This is a genomic window from Enterococcus camelliae (assembly GCF_042685105.1).
In the GTDB taxonomy this organism is placed as follows: domain Bacteria; phylum Bacillota; class Bacilli; order Lactobacillales; family Enterococcaceae; genus Enterococcus_G; species Enterococcus_G camelliae.
In genome coordinates this window covers 1-7,417 of the sequence record NZ_JBHUMO010000069.1, presented here as the reverse complement: position 1 = coordinate 7,417, position 7,417 = coordinate 1, and the positions used below count along the sequence as shown (strand labels likewise).

The following is a 7,417-nucleotide window of genomic DNA, read 5'->3' as shown; positions in this document are numbered from 1 at the left end:
AGACATAGCCACGTCCTTTATAGACGTCTGCCATACTCTTCACCTCTTAAATACATTCTACCACAAATCGTGATATATGTATCTAAATAAAAGAAGTTAATATAGGATATAACGCTATCTTACAAGCAATATACGTTTGTAATGAAGTGTAAGAACATTTCTACATTATTAGTTTTTTTAAGTCGTGATTTGGAGGTTGTCGTTCACATAAGCTCGCTAATTCCTATGCAGTTCTCTGATGAACTTCTTACGCTTTCACGTAAGCACAGACTATATCTTATCCGTTGGCTTTACCCAGTACGGCGAAACCACTTCCACACGCTTGTGTGTACTTCCCTCAAGAGGAATAGTCGTTGAACGTTACTCTATTCGAGTCTTCGCTGCGGATTGCCCATTGTTTCAGCATTTAGGATTTAACCTTGTGCTATCGAGTAAATTTTTTCTGCTTTCGCCACGGTCACGCTTACCTATATTTCAAGGTTACGTTGTCGTTTCACTCGCTTTAGGGGTTCCCCGCAATTCAGTTTCTTTGTTGCACGGGCCATTTCGTTATGCCCGTTTCTACACATTGATTTCTCAATATGCTGACTGTACGTTTTCGGAACTTGGTTCCGACGAGCGCTTACCCACGACTAAAGTCACGGGTGTGCGCGCTCGGTTCAATCAACCAAATAAAGGGAGCAAAACGAAAAAACGCGGTTCCTCGCCAACCCCTTTGCTTTTGCAAAAGGATTGAAAACGAACTGCGTTTCACTGATTAAAAGTATGACGATAGCTAATACTTATTTCGCTTTTTTCAACCTATTTCTCATAACCAATGCCAATCCAAAGCCAACAACTGCAACGACGGTAGCAACCATAAAGGCAGAATGATAGGCTTGACTTCCGGCTGATTGATCCACAAACTTTGCGGCAATTTGAGGGCCTAAAAATGCGCCAATGGAATAGCCAAAGAACATAATGCCGTAGTTCACACCAGAATTTTTCATTCCAAATGTTTTGCTAGTTAACGGTGGAAAGACAACTAAGACACCACCAAAAGAGGCACCCAAAATAATTAGGAAGAAAATAAACATAACAAGATGATAAGAAAAACTTAGTCCAATCAATGAGATAACTGTCAGGACAAAAATAAGTGCCAATGTTTCTAATTCGCCCCATTTGTCACATAATTTTCCAATAATTAAGCGTCCACATAAATTTGATAACAAGTTTACTGCTACTAAATTGGCAGCTGTAATCGGTGTTAAACCAAGTTGAACTTGCCCAATAGAGGACAACGCGCCAATCATCATGATCCCTGCAGTACACGCAATTGAAAAGAGAACCAGCAATAACCAAAATTTGCCAGTTGCTAGCATTTCTTTTGGTGCATACTCATTTTTTTCGTCATTCTGTTGGCTATCTTTTTTTTCGTAACCAGTCGGTGCCCAATCTTTTTGGGGAGCTTCCATTTTCCAGCCAACTAACCAGATAATGATTACATACGCTATACCTAAATACATCAATCCGTGAATACCATATTTATCGCATAAAATAGCCCCAGCTTTGGCGGTAACTAATGGACCGACAGATGCTGCACATAAAAGAATACCTGACATGGTTCCCCGTTTTTCAGGATACCATCTCAATGCAACATTCAGTGATGGGTTGTACAATAATCCGTTTCCCGCCCCAGCAATCATGCCACAGGTCAGATACAAAACAGGAACACTTGTTACAAATGCGGATGCAAACCACCCTAACCCAAAAACAAATCCCCCAATATACATTAGTTTTTTAGGCCCGGATTTATCAACAATATGGCCCGATAAAATACCAAATAATGACATGAAAAATTGATAAATCGTGAGCGTCAATGCAACTTGTGAGGCATCGCCTCCTGTAGCTTTTTGCAAAGGAATCGAAAAAACGGAAAAAGCGGCCGAAGCAGAACAGACAAAAATAACAAAAAAGGCGGCTATAAATATCTTCTTTCGATTTTCCATTTGATTCGTTAAAACTGTATCCATAATTTCCCTCCTACTTGTAATTTATTTCACATAAATAATAGTCAATTTCGTTTATGAAAACCAATACTTCTTTTCTTTCATTTTATAGATATTATCTATTGATTTTGTTATACTGAAAAAAATAGGAGGAGAACGACATATGAACTTCAATCATCTGTATTATTTTAGAGAACTCGCCCAATTAGAAAACTATACTGAGGCATCAAAAAAATTGCTGATAAGCCAACCTTCTTTAAGCTATGCAATGAAAAAACTTGAGAGCAACTTGGATGTCCCACTTTTTGAAAAGAGAGGGCGAAATGTTGGCTTAACGGTATATGGACAAGAACTAAAGAAAGCGACCGATGAAGTCTTTGCCATCCTCACTAACACCCTTGAGCAAATCAATCAACAAAAAAACAATCAAATGAATACCTTAAAAATTGGCCTTGTTCCTACCTTAGCAAGTAATTTTTTCCCTGAAATTATGTATAATGGTAAACTTAGTGGCAAATTAACTCAAAATTTTGATCTCTTTAATGGATTTACCAATCAAATTATCGCCAATCTAGCAAAAGAAAAGTATGACATTGGCATATGCTCAAAAGAAGATCGAGACGATTTCGTCTTCATTCCTATCAAAAAACAACCTTTTGTTTTGCTGATCAATCAAGTGTTGTACGATTCTTTAATCAAGTCCAAAGGCAATTGGTTTGATTATCCTCTTGTTACTTATCGAGATGCTATCCCTATTGGTCGTAGCGCTCGTTCAATCATCCATTCTTATACGGATCAACCAAACATTGTGGCGGAATTTGATGATGAAACCTTTATCGGTGGCTATGTAGATGTGAATCCCTGCGTGGCTCTCGTAGCAAAAACCCCCTTCCTAAAACAATTTCAGCTTGTCACAATCCCGCTTGATGAAGAAAATATTTACCATACGGTCTATCTTACCTATCTGAAAAAAAATGCACATCTCCAAAAGATTCAACCCATTTGTGAGTTATTGCAAGCTGCTAGTGATTTTCTCTGATTGCTTCATTAAGTATCTTATTCCATAGATTTAATCTATGGAATTTTTTAAATTTAATATTGGACACAAAAATAAAATACTCTTACACTGAACTTGAAGAATAATTGTTCAATTATTAACAAGTCAAAAGGAGGTTTTTTGCGTGTCCAATGAACAAAACTGGCTAAATCTTTCAGGAAAAGTTGTGGTCATCACAGGTGCTGCTGGGGGAATGGGAAGTTTTTTTGCAGAAGCGTTTGCGAAACAAAACGCACAATTGGCGCTAATCGATATCAAACAAGAAAAAGTAGTCGAATTAGCTGAACGCCTTTCAAGCAAATATGCAACCAAGGTAATTGCCTTGTCTTGTGACACTTCAAAGGAGGTAGCAGTTGATGAGACAGTACAAAAAGTAGTTGCCGAATTTGCAAGAGTTGACGTTTTGGTCAACACCGCCGCTATCCTGCGTCCCGCTTTGTTTGAATCACTTTCTTTAGAAGAATGGGAAACTACCTTGAAAATTAATTTAACAGGTTACTTTCTTATGTCGCAACGCTTCGGTAAAGTGATGATTCAGCAAAGAAAAGGAATCATGATTCATATTTCAACTCTTCTATCCGAATTTCCTGAAACGTATAGCGGTGCCTACAGTGTCTCAAAAGCAGGTGTTAATATGCTTTCAAAACAAATGGCCGCTGAATGGGGACAATATGGTATTCGTAGCAATTGCGTATTGCCATCGCTGGTTCGCACTCCTTTATCCAATGATTTTTACGCAAATAAAGACGTTCTGGAAAAAAGAGAAGCCATCACTGCAAACAAACGGATTGGCACTATTGCCGATATCAGCAACACTGTTCTCTTTTTAGCAAGCGATCGGTCGGATTATATCAATGGTTCAGAAGTAAAAGTTGAAGGCGGTTTAGGTATTATGATGGGCGATCAAATTGCAAAACCCGGTGGTCGTAAAGACTATGCTTTAAAACATTTATAAACGAAAAGTGAGGAAAAAAACATGTCTGAAAAGAAAGTAAGAATTGCCGTTATCGGAGCAGGTGCGATGGGTCAAAACCATATTCGCTTTGTAAAAGAAGAAGAAGCAACGACTCTAGTCGCGATTGTCGATGCCTTCGAAGGGGCCAGAAAAATTGCCGATGAACAAGGTGTGCCTTTTTATCATGATGCAGAAGAAATGATTCTGAAAGAAAAACCAGATGGCGTAATCATTGTTACACCAAATCATCTGCATTTACCTGTAGCGCGTGTCGCATTGAAGTATGGTGTGCCCATGCTCGTTGAAAAACCAATCTCCGATGATTTAGAAGATGCCAAACGCTTTGCAGAAGAAGCCAAGCAAGCAAATGTTCCTGTCCTTGTGGGTCAACACCGTCGTTACAATCCCTTCGTCAACAAAGCGAAAGAAATCATTACTTCAGGACAGTTAGGAACACTGACTGTTTCGTCGTTCCACTATATGATTTATAAAAATGATAGCTATTTCGATGTTGAATGGCGTAGAAAAAAAGGTGCTGGACCTATCCTGGTCAATCTTGTACATGATGTTGATTTATTACGGTATCTTATTGGAGAAATTGATTCTGTTCAAGGTCTAGCTTCTTCCAACGCTCGAGGATTTGAAACCGAAGATTCTGCCGTTGTGAATGTTCGCTTCCGCTCTGGCGCCCTTGCTTCCTTGACTATTTCCGATGCGACCGTCTCTCCTTGGAACTGGGAAGCCACTTCTAGAGAAGATCCTCAATACCGTCCATTTGATGCCGATGCTTATTTCATCGGTGGGACAAAAGGATCATTATCCTTGCCTAGACTTCATCAATTTTCATATGATGGCGATGCTTCATGGCATAAACCATTGGCAATGGACATTCAACCGGTTGATCCACAACTGCCACATAAAATGCAGTTAAAGCATTTTGTTCAAGTGATTGAAGGAAACGAGCGCCCAATTGTAACGCCAGCAGATAATGTCAAAACATTAGAAACCATTATGGCGATTAAAACAGCTACTGAAACAAACGGACTTGTAAAACTTTCTTAGGATAAAGCTAACACTAAACCCCGTATCATCAACCGATAATACGGGGCTTAGTGTTTTTTCCTCTGGTTCAAAGGTTTCTATCGGTCAAATTTCGTTGACCTGCAGTTGAAATACATCTGGTCGTGAATAATGACCAATTGGATCAAAATCCATCCGACTTAAAGGTACTTGTTCCATATCTAGTTCTTGGTAAAGAATGGCTTCTTTGTTCCAGACAGGTTCAACTAAATAGTTTCCAAACGGACTGACGATACAGCTGCCACCCGGACAAAGATCCTCTGGCAATGCATCAAGTTCTGCTTGATAATGAAAGTGAGTTGGATAATCAGATTTGGTTACATATTGGTTGCAGCCAATCACAAAGCAACGCCCTTCCATTGCAATGTGTTGCATCGTATGTTGCCACACCTCACGATTGTCAGCTGTTGGAGCCAAATAAATAGAAACGCCTTTTTGATAAAGAGCTGCTCTGGCTAGAGGCATATAATTTTCCCAACAAATGAGCGAACCGATTGTTCCAAAAGGTGTATCGACGGTTGAGATTGCTCCTTCATTCCCATCTCCCCAAATACATCGCTCTGTACCAGTTGGCTTCAACTTACGGTGTTTTGCAACAAGCTTGCCTTCTGGACTAAAAATAACAAAAGTGCAGTACAACGTCCCATTCTTCGCATCTTTTTCATTCACACCAATTGCCACATAAGCTTGCGCCTGCTTGGCTGCATTGGCAAGTTTATCCGTATCAGCGCTTGGGATAAGGACAGATTGGTCATACAATACTTTCCAGTCTTCCCTTCCTTCCATTGTTCGACTCCCCACAACATAACCATATGAAAAACCACGTGGATAGCAAGGTACAAATGCTTCTGGGAAAACAATCAAGTCCACCTTTTTTTGACTTGCTTCTTCAATCAAGGAAACTGCCTTATTTATGGTCGCTTCTTTGTGAAATAAAACAGGCGTTGCTTGAACAACTGCAATGTGACATGTACTCTTTTTGAACTCAATCATCAAAAATCCCTCCTTGTAAAAACTGTATGCTTATGATAGCATGTTTCATTAATCAGTTTTATTGAAAAAAATGGTAATTGTTATCATTTTTTTTGATAAAAAAGGAGTATTTTATGGAAATTCGCAATTTAAAAACATTCATTCATGTTGCCCAAACGGGTAGTTTTTCAAAAACAGCTGATCAATTGGATTATGCGCAATCAACCATTAGCGCCCAAATCCATTCCTTAGAAGAAGAACTGGATGTCACTCTTTTCAACCGATATGGAAAAACCATTACCCTATCTTCAGAAGGTGAACAATTATTGGCTTATGCCTATCAATTGGTAAAATTGGAGGCCGAAGCCAGTTCGTTGTTTCATAATCCCGCTGCACCAAAAGGCGTATTGAAAGTAGGTATGCTAGAATCGATTAGTGCCTCAACCTATAGCACTGTCATTTTGCAACACTTAGCTGCCTATCCTGAAGTCAAACTCCATGTAATTGTTGGAACTACTTTACAATTAATGCATTTACTTGAAAAGGGGGCACTCGACATCATTCTTACACTTGATGTTCCAATCAACAATCCGAAATTTCAACAATGCTTAGCAAAACAAGTGCCCATTCTATTTTTTTGCCATCGGGAACATGCACTCGCACAACTGGAACAGCCAACATTGTCAGCTATGATGAAAGAACGCTTTTTATTAACTGAAAAAGGGTGCAATTACCGACAAGTCTTCGAGGAAATTGTCTTTGCACATGCATTTGAACTCAATGATTTTTTAGAAATTGGCTATACACAACTGATTCTAGCAGGTGTTGAACAAAATTTAGGTGTCTCGTTTTTGCCGGCCTTTAATTTAACCAATCTACCTCCCAACTTAACAATCATAGAGCCGATTGACTGCCAACTAATGCTAGACCTCCAATTACTTATTCTTGATAAAGCATGGTTATCCCCTTTGAAAAAAAACTTTATTGATTTATTTGAAGCAATCATGGAAGAATAATCGTAGTAACTTCCATTTATCTCGTATGACAGAAACAAATCGCGTTGCCCTACTCCCAATAATTTTCGGAGGGTTCAACGCGTTTTGTTACTGAGCTCATGCTAGATGGCGATTCCTATGAAAGAGAGGAAGTATCATTTCTATCCAAATGTTTCGATAGCTGCCACAATCTTCAAGCGTTCAGGATCAATTCTATCTCTTCCATAAGCATCTAGAAAATAATCTTGGTATTTTTCTGTCTTAATGTTGTTTATGGCAGAATAAAAGTACACACGGTTGCAGCGCAAAAGTGCATAGTCCCGCAAATCGCTTAAGATATATTAAAAAGCCATTGCGGGCAACCTGAAAT

General features: G+C 39.0%; 6 protein-coding genes. 4 read left to right on the top strand and 2 right to left on the bottom strand.

What is annotated here, in order from left to right; all coding sequences use genetic code 11:
- Positions 1 to 782: 782 nt before the first annotated feature.
- On the bottom strand, positions 783 to 2,012 hold the full coding sequence (locus ACFSR0_RS11005) for an L-lactate MFS transporter (protein WP_379982691.1): 1,230 nt from the start codon (positions 2,010 to 2,012) through the stop codon (positions 783 to 785).
- Between the two features lie 139 nt (positions 2,013 to 2,151).
- Here ACFSR0_RS11005 and ACFSR0_RS11000 point away from each other — a divergent pair, with 139 nt between their 5' ends.
- The 3 genes from ACFSR0_RS11000 to ACFSR0_RS10990 all read left to right on the top strand — a co-directional run bounded on the left by ACFSR0_RS11000 (position 2,152) and on the right by ACFSR0_RS10990 (position 5,062).
- On the top strand, positions 2,152 to 3,027 hold the full coding sequence (locus tag ACFSR0_RS11000; RefSeq protein ID WP_379982689.1) for a LysR family transcriptional regulator: 876 nt from the start codon (positions 2,152 to 2,154) through the stop codon (positions 3,025 to 3,027).
- A 142-nt stretch (positions 3,028 to 3,169) separates the two neighbouring features.
- The gene (locus ACFSR0_RS10995; RefSeq protein WP_379982687.1) at positions 3,170 to 4,000 is read left to right on the top strand and encodes an SDR family NAD(P)-dependent oxidoreductase; all 831 of its coding nucleotides are present in this window, start codon (positions 3,170 to 3,172) and stop codon (positions 3,998 to 4,000) included.
- A 21-nt stretch (positions 4,001 to 4,021) separates the two neighbouring features.
- Positions 4,022 to 5,062 (top strand): Gfo/Idh/MocA family protein, encoded by a 1,041-nt coding sequence (locus ACFSR0_RS10990; RefSeq protein ID WP_379982685.1) that lies wholly within the window; start codon positions 4,022 to 4,024, stop codon positions 5,060 to 5,062.
- Positions 5,063 to 5,146: 84 nt separating this feature from the next.
- Here the strand turns inward: ACFSR0_RS10990 and ACFSR0_RS10985 are convergent, their stop codons facing one another.
- The gene (locus ACFSR0_RS10985; RefSeq protein ID WP_379982683.1) at positions 5,147 to 6,073 is read right to left on the bottom strand and encodes a carbon-nitrogen hydrolase family protein; all 927 of its coding nucleotides are present in this window, start codon (positions 6,071 to 6,073) and stop codon (positions 5,147 to 5,149) included.
- 113 nt (positions 6,074 to 6,186) lie between these two features.
- Between ACFSR0_RS10985 and ACFSR0_RS10980 the strand changes: the two genes are divergently transcribed.
- Positions 6,187 to 7,068: a LysR family transcriptional regulator gene (locus ACFSR0_RS10980; protein ID WP_379982681.1), complete on the top strand. Its 882-nt coding sequence runs from the start codon at positions 6,187 to 6,189 to the stop codon at positions 7,066 to 7,068.
- The last annotated feature ends 349 nt before the right edge of the window (positions 7,069 to 7,417 follow it).

What these genes read in the sequence shown, in the direction of transcription:
- ACFSR0_RS11005 (WP_379982691.1), bottom strand. Translation starts at nt 2,012, where the DNA reads ATGGATACAGTTTTAACGAATCAAATGGAAAATCGAAAGAAGATATTT.
- ACFSR0_RS11000 (WP_379982689.1), top strand. Translation starts at nt 2,152, where the DNA reads ATGAACTTCAATCATCTGTATTATTTTAGAGAACTCGCCCAATTAGAA.
- ACFSR0_RS10990 (WP_379982685.1), top strand. Translation starts at nt 4,022, where the DNA reads ATGTCTGAAAAGAAAGTAAGAATTGCCGTTATCGGAGCAGGTGCGATG.
- ACFSR0_RS10985 (WP_379982683.1), bottom strand. Translation starts at nt 6,073, where the DNA reads ATGATTGAGTTCAAAAAGAGTACATGTCACATTGCAGTTGTTCAAGCA.
- ACFSR0_RS10980 (WP_379982681.1), top strand. Translation starts at nt 6,187, where the DNA reads ATGGAAATTCGCAATTTAAAAACATTCATTCATGTTGCCCAAACGGGT.